The organism is Pseudomonas sp. TE6288 (assembly GCF_054062095.1).
In genome coordinates this window covers 23,284-39,143 of sequence record NZ_JBSSEW010000024.1, presented here as the reverse complement: position 1 = coordinate 39,143, position 15,860 = coordinate 23,284, and the positions used below count along the sequence as shown (strand labels likewise).

15 protein-coding genes and 1 riboswitch are annotated in these 15,860 nt (G+C 64.1%); of the genes, 7 read left to right on the top strand and 8 right to left on the bottom strand.

Annotated elements, in window-relative coordinates; translation table 11 throughout:
* Window positions 1-57 precede the first annotated feature (57 nt).
* Window positions 58-675, top strand: coding sequence for a PAQR family membrane homeostasis protein TrhA (gene trhA / locus ACVWY1_RS22280; protein ID WP_102682230.1), 618 nt, complete (start codon window positions 58-60; stop codon window positions 673-675).
* Here the strand turns inward: trhA and ACVWY1_RS22275 are convergent.
* The 3 genes from ACVWY1_RS22275 to ACVWY1_RS22265 all read right to left on the bottom strand — a co-directional run bounded on the left by ACVWY1_RS22275 (window position 672) and on the right by ACVWY1_RS22265 (window position 3,384).
* A complete protein-coding gene (locus tag ACVWY1_RS22275) occupies window positions 672-1,391 on the bottom strand; it encodes a 16S rRNA (uracil(1498)-N(3))-methyltransferase (RefSeq protein ID WP_110702109.1) in 720 nt (239 codons plus the stop codon). The genes trhA and ACVWY1_RS22275 overlap by 4 nt on opposite strands.
* Window positions 1,392-1,472: 81 nt before the next feature.
* Window positions 1,473-2,879: an adenosylmethionine--8-amino-7-oxononanoate transaminase gene (locus tag ACVWY1_RS22270; RefSeq protein ID WP_102682228.1), complete on the bottom strand. Its 1,407-nt coding sequence runs from the start codon at window positions 2,877-2,879 to the stop codon at window positions 1,473-1,475.
* 73 nt (window positions 2,880-2,952) lie between these two features.
* Window positions 2,953-3,384: a hypothetical protein gene (locus tag ACVWY1_RS22265; protein ID WP_110702107.1), complete on the bottom strand. Its 432-nt coding sequence runs from the start codon at window positions 3,382-3,384 to the stop codon at window positions 2,953-2,955.
* Between the two features lie 204 nt (window positions 3,385-3,588).
* Here ACVWY1_RS22265 and ACVWY1_RS22260 point away from each other — a divergent pair, with 204 nt between their 5' ends.
* The 3 genes from ACVWY1_RS22260 (at window position 3,589) to ACVWY1_RS22250 (ending at window position 6,793) form a co-directional block, all read left to right on the top strand.
* Window positions 3,589-5,415: a flavin monoamine oxidase family protein gene (locus tag ACVWY1_RS22260; protein ID WP_258599738.1), complete on the top strand. Its 1,827-nt coding sequence runs from the start codon at window positions 3,589-3,591 to the stop codon at window positions 5,413-5,415.
* 213 nt (window positions 5,416-5,628) lie between these two features.
* Complete coding sequence (locus tag ACVWY1_RS22255; RefSeq protein ID WP_111532545.1) at window positions 5,629-6,180, top strand: cytochrome b; 552 nt, start codon at window positions 5,629-5,631, stop codon at window positions 6,178-6,180.
* A 34-nt stretch (window positions 6,181-6,214) separates the two neighbouring features.
* Window positions 6,215-6,793 (top strand): YceI family protein, encoded by a 579-nt coding sequence (locus ACVWY1_RS22250; protein ID WP_023629958.1) that lies wholly within the window; start codon window positions 6,215-6,217, stop codon window positions 6,791-6,793.
* A 94-nt stretch (window positions 6,794-6,887) separates the two neighbouring features.
* On the opposite strand, the gene ACVWY1_RS22245 is transcribed toward ACVWY1_RS22250, so the two are convergent.
* The 4 genes from ACVWY1_RS22245 to ahcY all read right to left on the bottom strand — a co-directional run bounded on the left by ACVWY1_RS22245 (window position 6,888) and on the right by ahcY (window position 12,302).
* Window positions 6,888-8,783: a DEAD/DEAH box helicase gene (locus ACVWY1_RS22245; protein WP_214500901.1), complete on the bottom strand. Its 1,896-nt coding sequence runs from the start codon at window positions 8,781-8,783 to the stop codon at window positions 6,888-6,890.
* Between the two features lie 223 nt (window positions 8,784-9,006).
* The gene (locus ACVWY1_RS22240; protein ID WP_277502205.1) at window positions 9,007-9,789 is read right to left on the bottom strand and encodes a substrate-binding periplasmic protein; all 783 of its coding nucleotides are present in this window, start codon (window positions 9,787-9,789) and stop codon (window positions 9,007-9,009) included.
* A gap of 116 nt (window positions 9,790-9,905) precedes the next feature.
* A complete protein-coding gene (gene metF / locus ACVWY1_RS22235) occupies window positions 9,906-10,751 on the bottom strand; it encodes a methylenetetrahydrofolate reductase [NAD(P)H] (RefSeq protein ID WP_046853938.1) in 846 nt (281 codons plus the stop codon).
* Window positions 10,752-10,892: 141 nt separating this feature from the next.
* Window positions 10,893-12,302: an adenosylhomocysteinase gene (gene ahcY, locus ACVWY1_RS22230; protein ID WP_046853939.1), complete on the bottom strand. Its 1,410-nt coding sequence runs from the start codon at window positions 12,300-12,302 to the stop codon at window positions 10,893-10,895.
* 21 nt (window positions 12,303-12,323) lie between these two features.
* Window positions 12,324-12,420: riboswitch (S-adenosyl-L-homocysteine riboswitch) on the bottom strand.
* A 177-nt stretch (window positions 12,421-12,597) separates the two neighbouring features.
* Between ahcY and ACVWY1_RS22225 the strand changes: the two genes are divergently transcribed.
* Window positions 12,598-12,999 carry an acyl-CoA thioesterase gene (locus tag ACVWY1_RS22225; protein WP_003257757.1) on the top strand — a complete coding sequence of 134 codons (402 nt, stop codon included), beginning with the start codon at window positions 12,598-12,600 and terminating at the stop codon, window positions 12,997-12,999.
* Between the two features lie 107 nt (window positions 13,000-13,106).
* Here the strand turns inward: ACVWY1_RS22225 and ACVWY1_RS22220 are convergent, their stop codons facing one another.
* On the bottom strand, window positions 13,107-14,345 hold the full coding sequence (locus ACVWY1_RS22220) for a cation:proton antiporter (RefSeq protein ID WP_102682224.1): 1,239 nt from the start codon (window positions 14,343-14,345) through the stop codon (window positions 13,107-13,109).
* Window positions 14,346-14,563: 218 nt separating this feature from the next.
* Here ACVWY1_RS22220 and ACVWY1_RS22215 point away from each other — a divergent pair, with 218 nt between their 5' ends.
* Window positions 14,564-15,397: an EamA family transporter gene (locus tag ACVWY1_RS22215; RefSeq protein ID WP_102682223.1), complete on the top strand. Its 834-nt coding sequence runs from the start codon at window positions 14,564-14,566 to the stop codon at window positions 15,395-15,397.
* Window positions 15,398-15,428: 31 nt separating this feature from the next.
* On the top strand, window positions 15,429-15,815 hold the full coding sequence (locus tag ACVWY1_RS22210) for an MAPEG family protein (protein ID WP_046853941.1): 387 nt from the start codon (window positions 15,429-15,431) through the stop codon (window positions 15,813-15,815).
* Window positions 15,816-15,860 lie beyond the last annotated feature (45 nt).

The window sequence follows — 15,860 nt, the reverse complement described above, 5'->3', positions numbered from 1 at the left end:
AGCGGGCCCTGTCGCGGGGCTCAGGAACCCTGACTGCTGCGGGAGGTCTGTGCTTGCATGTATTACGGTGAACGCTTCAACGCCTGGACCCACCTGGTCGGCGCGGTACTGGCCTGCATCGGCGCGAGCTGGCTGATCGTCGTGGCGGGCCTGCAGGGCGATCCCTGGAAGATCGTCAGTTTCTCCATCTACGGCTTCACCCTGCTGTTGCTCTACAGCATCTCCACCCTCTACCACAGCACCCGCGGGCGGGCGAAGCGGGTCATGCGCAAGCTCGACCACCTGTCGATCTACCTGTTGATTGCCGGCAGCTACACGCCGTTCTGCCTGGTCAGCCTGCGCGGCCCCTGGGGCTGGAGCCTGTTCGGGGTGGTCTGGGGGCTGGCGCTGGTCGGCATGTTGCAGGAGATCAAGCCGCGCTCCGAGGCACGGATCCTGTCGATCGTCATCTATGCGTTGATGGGCTGGATCGTGCTGGTGGCGGTGAAACCGCTGCTGCACAGCCTGGGTGCCGCGGGTTTCGCCTGGCTGGCGGCCGGCGGTGTGTTCTACACCGTCGGCATCATCTTCTTCGCTTTTGACAGCCGATTCCGCCACTGGCACGGCATCTGGCACCTGTTCGTGATTGCCGGCAGCCTGATGCACTTCGTCGCGGTGTTTTTCTACGTGCGTTAGAAATCGCCCCACAGTTGCTGTGCCACCGACAGGGCCACCACAGGCGCGGTTTCGGTGCGCAGCACGCGAGGGCCGAGGCGGGCGGCGTGGCAGCCGGCAGCCTTGGCCTGCTCGACTTCCGCTTCGCTCAGGCCGCCCTCGGGGCCGATCAGGAAGGCCAGCCTGGCCGGTTTGGCATGGCTGGTCAGTGGCTCGGCCACCGGGTGCAGCACCAGCTTGAGGTCGGCTTCGGTGCTTTTCAGCCACTCGGCCAGGGTCACGGGCGGGTGGATCACCGGCAAGGTCGAGCGCCCGCACTGCTCGCAGGCACTGACAGCCACCTGGCGCCAGTGGGCCAGGCGCTTGTCGGCGCGTTCGTCCTTCAGGCGTACTTCGCAGCGTTCGCTGACGATCGGGGTGATTTCGTTGGCCCCTAGCTCGGTGGCTTTCTGGATCGCCCAGTCCATGCGCTCGCCACGGGACAGGCCCTGGCCGAGGTGGATATGCAAAGGCGAATCGGCCTGGCCGGGAAGTGCCTGGTCGAGGCTGACGCGCACGGTTTTCTTGCCGACTTCGAGCAGTTGGCCGAGGTATTCCTGGCCGCTGCCGTCGAACAGCTGCACGGCGTCGCCAGGGGCCATGCGCAGCACGCGGCCAATGTAGTGGGCCTGGGCTTCGGGGAGCTCGTGCTCGCCAAGGCCCAGTGGGGCGTCGATGAAGAAGCGGGAGAGTCTCATGGGCTTGCTCTGGAAAAAGGCTGACGCAGATCCTGTAGGAGCGGACGAGCCGGCTCCTACAGGTTTCGGGTTGGTCTGGGGCTAGCCCGGATCGCGGAAATCCGGATGGAAGTCGGCCGGCACGGCAACGCTCACCTTGTCGCGGGTGGCGATATCGATCCCTTCGCTGGCCACCTCGGCCAGGAAGTCGATCTGTTCGGGTGTAATCACGTAAGGCGGCAGGAAATACACCACGCTGCCCAGCGGGCGCAACAGTGCGCCACGGCTCAGGGCGTGCTCGAAGACTTTCAGGCCGCGGCGCTCCTGCCAGGGGTAGGCAGCCTTGGTGGCCTTGTCCTGGACCATCTCGATGGCCAGAACCATGCCGGTCTGGCGGATCTCGGCGACGTGAGCATGGTCGGCCAGGTGCGCGGTGGCGCTGGCCATGCGCGCCGACAAGGCCTTGTTGGCCTCGATCACGTTGTCCTGCTCGAAGATGTCCAAAGTGGCCAGGGCCGCGGCGCAGGCCAGCGGATTGCCGGTGTAGCTGTGCGAGTGCAGGAAGGCGCGCAGGGTCGGGTAGTCGTCGTAGAACGCCTGGTAGACCTTGTCGGTGGTCAGGCAGGCGGCCAGCGGCAGGTAGCCGCCGGTCAGGGCCTTGGACAGGCACAGGAAGTCCGGGGTGATGCCGGCCTGCTCGCAGGCGAACATCGTGCCGGTGCGGCCGAAGCCGACGGCGATCTCATCGTGGATCAGGTGCACGTCGTAACGGTCGCAGGCCTCGCGCAGCAGCTTGAGGTACACCGGGTGATACATGCGCATGCCGCCGGCGCCCTGGATCAGCGGTTCGACGATCACCGCAGCGATGCTGGCGTGGTGTTCGGCCAGGGTCTGCTCCATGGCCGCGAACATGTTCCGCGAGTGCTCTTCCCAGCCCATGCCTTCCGGACGCAGGTAGCAGTCCGGGCTCGGCACCTTGATGGTGTCCAGCAGCAGCGCCTTGTAGGTTTCGGTGAACAGCGGCACGTCGCCCACCGACATCGCGGCGATGGTCTCGCCATGATAGCTGTTGGTCAGGGTGACGAAGCGCTTCTTCTGCGCTTTGCCGGTGTTCTGCCAGTAGTGGAAGCTCATCTTCAGCGCCACTTCGATGCACGATGAGCCATTGTCGCCATAGAACACCCGGTCCAGGCCGGCGGGGGTGATCGCTACCAGGCGTTCGGACAGCTCGATCACCGGCTGGTGGCTGAAACCGGCGAGGATCACATGTTCGAGCTGGTCGACCTGGTCCTTGATGCGCTGGTTGATGCGCGGGTTGGCATGGCCAAAAGCGTTGACCCACCATGAGCTGACGGCGTCCAGGTAGCGTTTGCCCTCGAAGTCCTCCAGCCACACGCCCTCGCCGCGCTTGATCGGGATCAGCGGCAGCTGTTCGTGGTCTTTCATCTGGGTGCAGGGGTGCCAAAGGACCTTCAGGTCGCGCTGCATCCACTGATCGTTGAGGCCCATGGGCACTTCTCCTGGCGTTACGGCTCGGTTTGACCGCGTAAGCCTAAGCAATGCCGGGGGGCAGGACAACCGCTCAATGTCGCCAGGCCGGGCGCCATTCCAGCTGGCGGATATGCACGGTGCACTGCGGCAGGGTGGACAGGGTCAGGCGGTCGAGCGGGCCGGGCACGTCGTGCCAGGAGGTGCCGTGGGTGCCGGGCCCGGGCGTGAACTCGGTGTAGTCCAGGTCGCGCAGGGTCAACCAGTAGGCGGTCGAGACGGCCGTGCCGAGCGTGGTGACATCCACTTCAAGCAGCAGGCAATCGACCGTCTGGCCGAAGATGAACTCGATATCGCACTGGCCATGGATGATCAATTCCGTGCCGATCCGCCCCTCGTCGGTCTGGTAACGCGCGCTGTAGACAATGCCATTGGACACGATGTTCAGGCCGGTGGGCGTGCGCCAGGAGCACTCGGGTAGGGGCGCGGAAGGCGTCCACCTGGCAAAATCTTCGGTGTAGATCACTGTTCTTCCCCGGCTCGATGCTTGAGTGCCAGCCAAGGCTGCACGCCCCGGCGACCCAACGCCACTGACAAAATTACCAGTTGCCAAAGGCACTTGATGTCACTGCGGTGGCAGGGTGGGCAGAGGTGACGTATTCTTAACGCATCTCTCCCGGGGCATTGCTCCCCGTCCCTTCTATCGCTTCTCTAACCGGAGTTCGCCATCATGGCTGCTGCTTGGGTGCGCCTGTGCGCGTTGGTATTGATCGGGGTGACCAGCGGCGTCGCGCTGGCCAAGGACAAGACGGCGATCGTCGTCGGTGGTGGCCTGGCGGGCCTGACCGCGGCCTACGAGCTGCAGAGCAAGGGCTGGCAGGTGACCCTGCTGGAAGCCAAGTCGGGCATGGGCGGGCGTTCGGGCCTGGCCACCAGCGAATGGGTCGGCAACAGCAAGACCCAGCCGGTGCTCAACCAGTATCTGGAGCAGTTCAAGGTCGCCACCCTGCCGGCCCCGGAGTTCGTGCGCAACCCCGGCTACCTGATCGACGGTGAATATTTCAGCGCCACCGATCTGGCGACCAAGCAGCCAGCCACTGCCGAGGCGCTCAAACGCTTCGAGAAAACCCTCGACGACCTGGCCCGTTCCATCGAAGACCCGCTCAATCCCGCGGCAAACAGCACCCTGTTCGCCCTCGACCAGATGAACGTGTCCACCTGGCTCGACAAGCTGCAGCTGCCAGCCACCGCCCGTCAGCTGGTCAACCAGCAGATCCGCACCCGCTATGACGAGCCGTCGCGCCTGTCGCTGCTGTACTTCGCCCAGCAAGGCCGGGTCTACCGCAATGTCAGCGACCGTGACCTGCGCGCCGCGCGCCTGCCCGGTGGCAGCCCGGTGTTGGCCCAGGCCTTCGTCAAGCAGCTGAAGACCATCAAGACCAGTTCGCCGGTTACCGCCATCGTTCAGGACAAAGACGGTGTGACCGTCAAGGTCGGCGGCGTCGGCTACCAGGCTGACTATCTGGTCATGGCCGTACCGCTGCGTGCACTGGCCAAGATCCAGATGACACCGGGCCTGGACGGGCAGCACCTGGCCGCCTTGAAGGGCACCAACTATGGCTGGCGCGACCAACTGATGCTCAAGTTCAAGAATCCGGTGTGGGAAAGCCGTGCACGCATGTCCGGGGAAATCTTCAGCAACACTGGCCTTGGCATGCTGTGGATCGAGCCGGCGCTCAAGGGCGGCGCCAACGTGGTGATCAACCTGTCCGGGGATAACGCCCGCTTGCTCCAGGCTTTTGGTGACAAGCAGATGGTCGACCAGGTACTGATCCGCCTGCACGCCTTCTACCCGCAGGCACGCGGCGCCTTCACCGGTTATGAAATCCGTCGCTACAGCACCGACGCCGGCATGGGCGGTGCGTACCTGGCCTACGGCCCGGGGCAGATCAGCAAATACTGGCGCCTGTGGGAGCGCCCGGTACAACGGATCGCCTTTGCCGGCGAACACACCGATGCGCTTTACCCAGGTACCCTCGAAGGGGCCCTGCGTAGCGGCCAGCGTGCCGCGGGGCAGGTCCAGGACCTGGCGGCGGGCAAGTCCTTCGACCCGGCCAAGGCTGCGTCGGTAGCCGCCGCAGCGGCTACTGGAGCGGCCGGCGTCGCGGCCGCGAAGGACAAGGGCGGCTTCTTCTCCAACCTGTTCGGCGGCGCTTCCGACAAGGCTCCGGCCAAGGCGGAGCCCGTGAAGGCCGAGCAGGCCAAGCCGGGCTTCTTCTCGCGTCTGTTTGGCGGTTCTGACAAGCCAGAGGCCAAGGCCGCGCCGATCGCCAAGGCCGAGGAGGTTGCGCCTGCACCGGCAGCCGCGCCGGTTGCGCCGACACCCGTTGCTAAGGAAGAGCCAGTGAAGCCGGCGGCCACCAAGCAGGCCCCCGCCAAGCCTGCGGCCAAGCAGGCCCACAAGCCTGCAGCCAAACCGGCGCCGGTGAAGAAGGCCACCGCCAAGTCGGAACCGGCCAAGAAGCCGGTGGTCAACAGCCAGGCCAAGGCCGGCTGATCTCGGTATAGCCGCCATCGCGGAGCCCTGTGTGAGCGGGCTTGCCCCGCGATGGCGTCGGATCTTCCAAACGTCTATCGTTAATGTTTCCTTAATAGGAAGCTTTCAGAATTAATATCTGGTTTTTCGATAATCAGAAGCTGCTTTTTACGCTTTTATTCGATGCATTACGCGTTAGTCTTGTGCACAGCTTTCACGGGGAAATACGCCAACATGCAACTGCGCAATTCATCTTATCGCTATGGCCTGATCAGCATCGTCCTGCACTGGGGGGTGGCGCTGGCGGTCTTCGGGCTGTTTGGCCTGGGCTTGTGGATGGTCGGCCTTGATTACTACGACCCATGGCGCAAGTCCGGTCCGGACCTGCACAAGAGCATCGGCCTGGTGTTGCTGGCACTGATGCTGTTGCGGGTAGTCTGGCGTTTCGTCAGCCCGCCGCCACCGGCACCGGCCAACCATGGCAAGGTCACCCGGCTGGCCGCCAAGCTGGGCCATCTGGCGCTGTACCTGGGCCTGTTCGCAGTGATGATAGCGGGCTATCTGATTTCCACCGCCGACGGCGTGGGTATTCCGGTGTTCGGCTTGTTCGACGTTCCCGCGCTGGTCAGCGACCTGCCTGACCAGGCTGACTTGGCGGGGGTGATCCACCTCTGGCTGGCCTGGGGCCTGGTGATTTTTGCCGTACTGCACGCATTGGCGGCATTGAAACATCATTTCATCGACCGTGACGCGACCCTGACCCGCATGCTGGGCCGCAAAGCTTGACTCTCAACCTCAATTGCAAAGGAAGGAAGTAAGGATGTTGAAAAAGACTTTTGCCGCTCTGGCGCTCGGTACCGCCCTGATCTCCGCCGGCCAGGCCATGGCCGCCGAGTACAAGATCGACAAGGAAGGCCAGCACGCGTTCGTCGACTGGAAGATCAGCCACCTGGGCTACAGCTTCATCCACGGCACCTTCAAGGACTTCGACGGCAACTTCACCTGGGACAGTGCGAAGCCCGAGGCCAGCAAGATCAGCGTAGACCTGAAGACTGCCAGCCTGTGGTCGAACCACGCCGAGCGTGACAAGCACATCGCCAGCAAGGACTTCCTGGATGTCAAAAAATATCCGGAAGCCAAGTTCGTCTCCACCAGCGTCAAGTCGACCGGTGACAAGACTGCCGATGTGACCGGCGACCTGACCCTGCACGGCGTGACCAAGCCCGTCACCTTCAAGGCCGTGTTCAATGGCGAGGGCAAGGACCCGTGGGGCGGCGAGCGCGCTGGCTTCAACGCCACCACCACGCTGAACCTGAACGACTTCGGCATCAAGGGCCCAGGTCCGACTTCGCAGACCCTGGACCTGGATATCAGCGTCGAAGGCGTGAAGCAGAAGTAATTCGCTTCGCCAGCAACGAAAACGCCGCCCAATGGGCGGCGTTTTCGTTGGCTTTGCATGGCCTCATCGCGGGGCAGGCCCCGCGATTGCGGGCTCAGCCCTTGCGGGTCAGCAGCGCCGGGCGCTCACCGCGTGGGCGGCTTGGCAGGTCGTCCAGTTGCTCGGGCGTCGGGTAACGGTCGAGTTTGGATTCCTTGCGGATGATCACTGGCGCGCTCTGCGACTCGCGCGGGTTGCGCACGGCCGGTTCCTGGCGGGACGAATCTTCACGGCGAGCACGGCCACCGTTGTTGTCGCGTCGGGCGCCACCATTGCTACCGCCGCCGTTGCGCGGGCGCTTTTCACCGGAGCCCTGGCCCTGGCGCTGCTGGCCATTGCCACGGCCCTGGCCTTGCCCCTGGCCGCCACCACTGCGCTGGCCTTGCCCTTGGGCTTGGCCCCCGTTGCCGCCCGGGCGACGATTGCGCCCCTGGTTCTTGGCGTTCTGGTAAGGGCTTACGTAGTCGGCGCGGTTGCCAAAGTTGTCGACGTCGTCGTCGAGGAACTCTTCAGGGTCGCGATTGGGGGCGGCGACAGGCACGGCTTTCTGGCCGTTGTTCTGCTGCTGGCGTGGCTTCTGGTCACGCGGCTTGCGCTGCTGGCCCTGCTGCTGTTTCTCGCCGGACTTGTCCTTTTCCGCGGACTTCTCGGACGAAGGCTTGTTGCGGCCTTTGTCCTTGCCTTTGTCCTTGCGCCCGCCACTGCCTTCCTTGCCGCCTTCGCCGCGAGGTTGCTGGTTGCGGCCACCGCGGCCATTGTTCGGCTGGCGCTCGCGCACTTCCGGCTTCTCGGCCTCGACCTGCGATGCGTCAAAGCCCATCAGGTCGCCATCCGGAATTTTCTGGCGGGTGACGCGCTCGATGCTCTTGAGCAGCTTTTCTTCATCCGGCGCGACCATCGAAATGGCTTCACCGGAGCGACCGGCACGGCCCGTACGGCCGATGCGGTGAACGTAGTCTTCCTCGACATTGGGCAGCTCGAAGTTGACCACGTGGGGCAACTGGTCGATGTCCAGGCCGCGGGCGGCGATGTCGGTGGCGACCAGCACGCGCACGGTGTTGGCCTTGAAGTCGGCCAGCGCCTTGGTGCGGGCGTTCTGGCTCTTGTTGCCGTGGATCGCCGCGGCGGTCAGGCCGTGCTTCTCGAGGTACTCGGCCAGGCGGTTGGCGCCGTGCTTGGTGCGGGTGAACACCAGCACCTGTTCCCAGGCGCCCAGGGTGATCAGGTGCGCCAGCAGGGCGCGCTTGTGGCTGGCCGGCAGGCGGTAGACCCGCTGCTCGATACGCTCGACGGTGGTGTTCGGCGGCGTGACCTCGATGCGCTCGGGGTTGTGCAGCAGCTTGTCGGCGAGGTCGGTGATGTCCTTGGAGAAGGTCGCCGAGAACAGCAGGTTCTGGCGCTTGGCCGGCAGGCGCGCCAGCACTTTCTTGACGTCGTGGATGAAGCCCATGTCGAGCATGCGGTCGGCTTCGTCCAGCACCAGGATCTCGACACGCGAGAGGTCGACGCTGCCTTGGCCGGCCAGGTCGAGCAGGCGGCCCGGGCAGGCGACCAGGACGTCGACGCCCTTGGCCATGGCCTGGACCTGCGGGTTCATGCCGACGCCACCGAAGATGCAGGCGCTGATGAAGTTGAGGTCGCGGGCGTAGACCTTGAAGCTGTCATGCACCTGCGCTGCCAGCTCGCGGGTGGGGGTCAGCACCAGCACGCGCGGTTGGCGCGGGCCATGGCGTTGCGATTTGTCGGGGTGGCCACCCGGGAACAGGCGCTCAAGAATAGGGAGCGCGAAGCCGCCGGTTTTACCAGTACCTGTCTGGGCGGCGACCATCAGGTCGCGACCTTGCAACACGGCGGGAATGGCCCGCTGTTGCACCGGAGTGGGCTGGGTATAGCCCGCTGCCTCGATAGCGCGGACAAGAGCCTCGGAGAGACCGAGGGAAGCAAAGGACATGGGCAATCCTGTTCTCGTGGGGGCTAGGCCCGATGGGGTGTTCTGCCTGGCGCGACGGGCATCGGAGGGATGCGATCGCGTCCGGTCCAGCTGGGCGTTCACTGCGCATCCTGAATGCCGGCGGGCGGGCACCAAAGGTGCGCGGCTGCGGGTCGAGATGCCTGTTGCGAGGCCGAGCGTCCGGGCGTGAGCCGGGCGGGAAGGCCCGAGTATAACAGAGCAATCAGCGTGTGCCGCGTTCCTGCTGCTCAACGGCGAAAGGAAAATCCTTATTGCCGAGGTAGCGGGCACTGATCGCCGCATAGGCGGGCTCCTGTTTGAAGCGCCGCAACTCGTCGCTGAAGGCCTGCGCCAACGCCTCGCGGCCGGGCTTGCGGGCCAGCCCCAGGTACTGCGGGCGGCTGCTGACCACCAGGGGCAGCTCTTCAACGGTCTGCTCCAGGCCCAGCCGATGGCTCACATAGCGGCCGACTTGGCGGTCGGTCACCAGCAGGTCGATGCGCCCTAGCGCCAGCTTGCCGAAATTGGCCTCGTGGCTGGGCGCGGGCTCGCGGCGGAACAGCGGTGACTCGGCGAAGGTGCCATCGTAGACATAGCCCGGCGAGGTGCCGATGGTCAGCCCGGCCAGGTCCTCGACGCGCTCGACCGGGTGTGGGCGTGAACGCGCTTGGTAGAGGACGAACTCGACCTCGGACATCGGTTCGTCCGGGTAGACCAGGTAGCCCTGGCGCGAGTCGACCTGGAAAATATCCATCACGGCGTCCGCCAGGCCCTGCTCGACCATGGCCAGGCAGCGCTTCCAGGGCAGGAACTGCCACTGCACCTGGACACCGAGGCGTTTGAACACCTCGTTGGTGATCTCGTAGTCGATGCCTTTGGCCTGGCCGTTCTCCTGATAGAGGTAGGGGGCCCAGTCGTCGCTGACGATGCGCAGGCTTTCGGCATGGGCCATCGGGCTCAGGCCGGCGAGCAGCAACAGCAGGAGAGGGAGGATGAGCGTGCGCATGGCGTGAGAGTACGCTGCAAGCCCGGGCAAGACCAGTGAACGCTGGCCGCAGGCGCGTGCGGCGCGAGCGCGAACGAACAAAGCTTTGACCTGCGCCAAAGCCTTGTTCGCGACCATCAGCGTGGCAGCTTCAGGTTGTTCCAGATCGCCAGGCTCGGCTCGGCCTGGTTGAGGGTATAGAAGTGCAGGCCCGGTGCGCCGCCTTGCAGCAGTTGTTCGCACATGCGGGTGATCACTTCCTCGCCGAATGCCTGGATGCTGGCGGTGTCGTCGGCATAGGCTTCCAGCTGCTTGCGGATCCAGCGTGGGATCTCGGCGCCGCAGGCGTCGGAGAAACGCGCCAGCTTGCTGTAGTTGGTGATCGGCATGATGCCGGGCACCACCGGGATCTCGACGCCCAGCTTCTGCGCGCGCTCGACGAAATAAAAGTAGCTGTCGGCGTTGAAGAAATACTGGGTGATGGCGCTGTCGGCACCGGCCTTGACCTTGTGCACGAAGTTGGCCAGGTCGCTCTCGAAATTGCGCGCCTGCGGGTGCATCTCCGGGTAGGCGGCCACTTCCAGGTGGAAGTGGTTGCCGGTTTCCTGGCGGATGAATTCGACCAGGTCGCTGGCGTAGCGCAGTTCGCCGCTGGCCATGCCCATGCCCGACGGCAGGTCGCCACGCAGGGCGACGATGCGCTTGATGCCGGCGGCCTGGTACTCGGCCAGCAGGGCGCGCAGGTCGTCCTTGCTGTCGCCCACGCAGGACAGGTGCGGGGCGGCGGGGACTTTCACCTCATTTTCCAGCTGCAGCACGGTGTTGAGCGTGCGGTCGCGGGTCGAGCCACCGGCACCATAGGTGCAGGAGAAGAAGTCCGGGTTGTAGCTGGCCAGCTGGCGGGCAACGCCCATCAGCTTTTCGTGACCGGCATCGGTCTTGGTGGGGAAGAACTCGAAACTGTAGCGGCGTTCTTGTGACATCTCTGGTTCCTTCGGCAGTGAGCCTGGGCTGCTGCCTGCAAATAAAAGCCAGGACGGTGGGGGCCGGCCTGGCTCGGACATCGGTTCGAAACGTTGCCTGCCAGTGCCGGGCAAGGATACCTGGCACTGGCAACCAGCCGCTTAGTAGCGGTAAGCGTCCGGCTTGAACGGGCCTTCGACGGTCACACCGATGTATTCGGCCTGCTGCGGGGTCAGCTGGGTGACCACGCCGCCGAAGCCGCGGACCATTTCCAGGGCCACTTCTTCGTCGAGTTTCTTCGGCAGCACTTCCACGGTCAGGCGCTCGGCCTTCTTCGCGGCAGGCAGCGCGGCGAACTTCTGCTCGAACAGGAAGATCTGCGCCAGGACCTGGTTGGCGAACGAACCGTCCATGATGCGGCTCGGGTGGCCGGTGGCGTTGCCCAGGTTTACCAGGCGGCCTTCGGCCAGCAGGATCAGGTAGTCGTCGTTCTGCGGGTCGAACACGCCGGCGCCGGTGCGGTGGATCTTGTGCACCTGTGGCTTGACCTCTTCCCATGCCCAGTTCTTGCGCATGAAGGCGGTGTCGATCTCGTTGTCGAAGTGGCCGATGTTGCAGACCACGGCGCGCTTTTTCAGGGCCTTGAGCATGTTGGCGTCGCAGACGTTGACGTTACCGGTGGTGGTGACGATCAGGTCGATGCGGCCGAGCAGGTCCTTGTTGATGCCGGCTTCGGTACCGGTGTTGATGCCGTCCTTGAACGGCGAGACGACTTCGAAGCCGTCCATGCAGGCTTGCATGGCGCAGATCGGGTCGACTTCGGTGACCTTGACGATCATGCCTTCCTGGCGCAGGGACTGGGCCGAGCCCTTGCCCACGTCGCCGTAGCCGATCACCAGGGCCTGCTTGCCCGACAGCAGGTGGTCGGTGCCGCGCTTGATGGCGTCGTTGAGGCTGTGGCGGCAGCCGTATTTGTTGTCGTTCTTGCTCTTGGTGACCGAGTCGTTGACGTTGATCGCCGGGACTTTCAGCTCGCCTTTGGCCAGCATGTCCAGCAGGCGGTGCACGCCGGTGGTGGTCTCTTCGGTCACGCCGTGGATCTTGTCCAGCATGGCCGGGTATTTCTTGTGCAGGATCTCGGTCAGGTCACCGCCGTCGTCCAGCACCATGTTGGCGTCCCATGGCTGGCCATCCTTGAGGATGGTCTGCTCGATGCACCACTCGTACTCTTGCTCGGTCTCGCCTTTCCAGGCGAACACCGGGATGCCGGCGGCAGCGATGGCGGCGGCGGCCTGGTCCTGGGTGGAGAAGATGTTGCACGACGACCAGCGCACTTCGGCACCCAGGGCGACCAGGGTCTCGATCAGCACGGCAGTCTGGATGGTCATGTGGATGCAGCCGATGATCTTCGCGCCCTTGAGCGGTTGCTCGGCTTGATACTTGCGGCGCAGGCCCATCAGCGCGGGCATTTCCGATTCGGCGATGATGACTTCCTTGCGGCCCCAGTCGGCCAGGGAGATGTCGGCGACCTTGAAGTCGGAAAAACCTGCAGGCGTGTTTACAGCGCTCATTGAGAGCCTCCATTCGTAGTGTGCGAATGGGCGCCGTTGTGCGTTGAGCGTCCGCTTGCGCGGACAACGCCCCAACCGAGCCTGACAGGCCAAGCCTGCTGCAGCGCCCCTCGGATGGGTGGCGGGATGGCCACCACTGTGGGGGGCCATGTGAAACGGCAAGATTATAGCCGCGGGCGTGTTACACACCCAAGACTTTCTGTCGATTAATCGAGACGATAGTCGATGTTCAATGGAGCGTGACCGAGCGGTCTGCCATCATTAGCGCATGTCAGCAAGCAGGTCAGGAGTACAGATGAACTTTCACACCCGCAAATGGGTAAAACCCGAAGACCTCAATCCCAACGGCACCCTGTTCGGCGGCAGCCTGCTGCGCTGGATCGACGAGGAGGCGGCGATCTACGCCATCGTCCAGCTGGGTAACCAGCGCGTGGTGACCAAGTACATTTCCGAGATCAACTTCGTCAGTGCCTCGCGTCAGGGCGACATCATCGAGCTGGGCATCACCGCCACCGAATTCGGCCGCACCTCGATCACCCTCAAGTGCGAAGTACGCAACAAGATCACCCGCAAGGCGATCCTGACCGTCGACAAGATGGTGTTCGTCAACCTGGGTGAGGATGGCCTGCCGGCCGCCCACGGGCGCACCGAGATCAAGTACATCCAGGACCAGTTCCCGGACAGCGCGGTGGAATAGACCCGTTTGCTCAAGCGTGGGAGCGGGCTTGCCCCGCAATGGCGCCGGCAGGATCAACATCTATGCCTGTGCAGACGATATCGCGGGGCTAGTCCGCCTCTACGTTGTTACTCGGGTTGTGTGCTGACCTTGCGCACCACCTTGCCGACCGTCAGGCCCTGAATCAGGATCGACGACAGCACCACGATGTAAGTGATCGACAGCAGCAGGTCACGCTCGGCGCCCTGCGGCAGCGACAGCGCCAGGGCGACCGACACGCCACCGCGCAGGCCGCCCCAGGTCAGCACGCGGATGGTGCCCTGCGGCACGCTGCGCCAGCGGCGCAACAGCACGATCGCCGGCGCCACGGTCAGCAGCCGCGAAGCCAGCACCGCCACCGCCAGCACGCCACCGGCCGCCAGGTGCAGCCAGTTGAACGGCAGCAGCAACAGCTCCAGGCCAATCAGCGCGAACAGCAAGGCATTGAGCATGTCGTCGATCAGTTCCCAGAAGCCGTCCATGTAGCGGCGGGTCATGTCGTTCATCGCCAGGTTGCGTCCCAGGTTGCCGATGATCAGTCCGGCTACCACCATGGCGATCGGCGCCGACACGTGCAGCTCGTAGCACATGGCCGAGCCGCCGATCACCAGCGCCAGGGTCAGCATCACTTCCACCTGGTATTGTTCGACGCTCTTGATCATGCGGTAGGTGGCATAGCCGATCAGGCCGCCGAAGGCTATGCCACCCAGGGCCTCGCGGGCGAACAGGATGGCGGTGTCGGCGACGCTCGGCGTCTCGCCCAGCTGGATGATGCCCAGCAGCACGGTGAACACCACGACCGCCGTGCCGTCATTGAACAGCGACTCACCGACGATGGTGGTCTTCAGCGGTTTGGAGGCGTTGGCGGTACGCAGTGCGCCGAGCACGGCGATTGGGTCGGTCGGCGAGATCAGCGCGCCGAACAGCAGGCAGTAGATCAACGGCACGTTCCAGCCAAACAGGGCGAACACCCAGTGCGCCAGGTAACCGATCACCACGGTGGCGATGAGTACGCCAAGGGTGGCCAGCAGGCCGATCGGCCAGCGGTAGCTGCGCAGGTCGGCGAGGTTGACGTGCAAGGCGCCAGCGAACAGCAGGAACGACAGCATCCAGTGCATCAGCAGGTCGTTGAAGTCGATCTGGTTCATCAGGCCTTCGACGCGTTCTTCCAGGCCAGGGAAGCCGATCAGGCTCAGGCCCTGCAGCATCAGGGAGAACAGCAATGCGGTGACCATCACGCCGATGGCCGGCGGCAGGCCGATGAAGCGGTAGTTCACATAAGTGAGGAGGGTGGTGAGGCAGATAAACGCGGCAACTAATTCAAGCATCCCGAATCCTGTGTAAGTGGCTTCCAAGTCATTACCCGAATGGCTCGGGCAGTTCTTTGATGACCTGGCGCGGCGTTCGGGACACACCTTATGACCGGATTTCTCCAGTTGGTTCCTGTCAGGCGAAGGCGCGGGAGCGGGCTTGCCCTGCGATGAGGCCATAACTAGCCAGGCGCTATATAGTGGTCCCCACCAAACGACGACAAGGATTCCAAGGCGTGCTGGCAACTTCCCTCGTACTGGTCGCAGCCCTGCTCCATGCCACCTGGAACACCCTGATCAAGTTCAGCGCCGAGCGGCTGCTGGTGATCGCCAGCATGGACGTGGTGGCACTGAGTTTCGCCATACTGGCGGTAGCCTTCGTAGATTTCCCGCCCGCCGAGATCTGGCCCTGGCTGCTGGCCTCGGCGCTGGCCGAGCAGCTGTACCGCTTTCTGCTGATCCAGGCCTATCGGGTCGGTGACCTGGGGCTGGTCTATCCGTTGATGCGTGGCCTGTCGCCATTGGTGGTGCTGGGCCTGACCCTGGCCTTTGCCGGCGAATCGTTGAGCCAGCAGCAGATCATCGGCATCTTGCTGATCCCCTGTGGCATGGCGTGCTTGCTTTGGCAGGGTGGCGGCGGCGACCGCCTGCCCTGGTCGATGCTGCCGGTGGTGGCACTGATAGGCCTGTGCATCGGCTGCTACACCTGGTTCGACGGTCAGGCCGTACGCCTGTGGGGCAAGCCCTGGGACTACCTGGTATGGCTGACCTTGCTCAGTGCCTGGCCGTTCCCGTTGCTGGCCATGGTGGCCCGACGAGGGCCGTTCATGCTGTTCTGGCGCACCCAATGGAAGCTGGGCCTGGCGGTCGGGTTCTGCGTATTGTTCAGCTACGCTCTGGTGCTCTGGGCCATGCACCTGGGCTCGGTGGCCGAAGCGGCAGCGTTGCGCGAGTTGAGCGTGATCCTCGTGGTGCTGTTGGGCATGCGCTACCTCAAAGAACCTTTTGGCGGGCCAAGACTCCTAGCTTGCGGGCTGGTACTGGCCGGCATGCTGGTGATGAAGCTCTGAAGCGAACCTCTATGAACAAGGAGTCCTGTAGATGACCGTAGCCCTGTGGTGCATTCTCGTCGCGCTGGTCCTGCCGCCGCTGTGTGCACTGATCGCCAAACTCAGCAGCGGGTATTTCGGCCTGCGTGCCAATCACGATCCTCGTGCGTTCCTGGACAAGCTCGAAGGGCTGCCACGGCGAGCCCATGCCGCCCAGTTGAACGGCTACGAGGCGTTTCCCGCGTTTGCCGCGGCGGTGCTGGTGGCCGATATCGTCGGCAATGCCGAACAAGTGACCCAAGATGTGCTGGGGGTGATGTACATCACCAGCCGGTTGCTCTACATCATTTGCTACCTGGCGGACTGGGCAGTGTTGCGTTCGCTGGTATGGTTCGTCGGGATGGCGCTGATCGTGTCGTTCTTTGTCGTTTCGATCTGACTGCATCGCGGGGCAAGCTCGCCCCCGCAGTGGGAGCGGGTATGC